The organism is Rhodococcus sp. C3V, assembly GCF_029269915.1.
In the GTDB taxonomy this organism is placed as follows: domain Bacteria; phylum Actinomycetota; class Actinomycetes; order Mycobacteriales; family Mycobacteriaceae; genus Rhodococcus_F; species Rhodococcus_F qingshengii.
The window spans coordinates 1-438 of record NZ_JARJBE010000093.1 but is presented as its reverse complement, the minus strand read 5'-3'; the positions used below and the strand labels follow the sequence as shown (position 1 = coordinate 438).

Annotated in this window: 2 protein-coding genes; one reads left to right on the top strand and one right to left on the bottom strand. The window is 58.9% G+C overall.

Annotation, left to right across the window (positions count from 1 at the left end):
• A partial coding sequence (locus P3G66_RS31940) for a hypothetical protein (protein ID WP_276117904.1) occupies positions 1-206 on the bottom strand: 206 nt, incomplete at its 3' end.
• On the opposite strand from P3G66_RS31940, the gene P3G66_RS31935 reads away from it, so the two are divergent.
• Entirely contained in the window at positions 106-330 is a 225-nt protein-coding gene (locus tag P3G66_RS31935) for an Ig-like domain-containing protein (protein WP_276117903.1), read from the top strand. The genes P3G66_RS31940 and P3G66_RS31935 overlap by 101 nt on opposite strands.
• Positions 331-438 lie beyond the last annotated feature (108 nt).

Below are 438 nucleotides of genomic sequence, written 5' to 3'. Positions count from 1 at the left end.
TGGCCCTGCTCCTTGGCCAGGCGCACCAACTCCGCGGCCGCCGCAGCTTCCGCGGCGGCGAATTCGGTGATCAGCGGTCGCCATCGGGCCCGCTCGGCTTTGCTGATGTGGCACCACATCGTGGTGTCTCGGAGGTCGAGGTCCTCGGCGGTTGATCTGACGGCGACGGTTGCTCCGAATACTGCTGTCGGTACGGTGCAGTTCAAGTCGAATGGCGCTGCGATCGGTTCGCCGGTGACGGTGACTGGTGGTGTTGCGACTCTGTCGCACGCGTTCGATGTTGCTGGTGCATCAGGGCGGAAGGATTCTCATAACTTGCGGCTCACTTGATGGGGGTCATGCCATCACCTTTTAAATCCCCTCAATGTGGAAATGCTTACCTTAATAAGGTCATACTGGGATGACAGGGCCTCTGACCTGCACTATCTTGGAATTCAT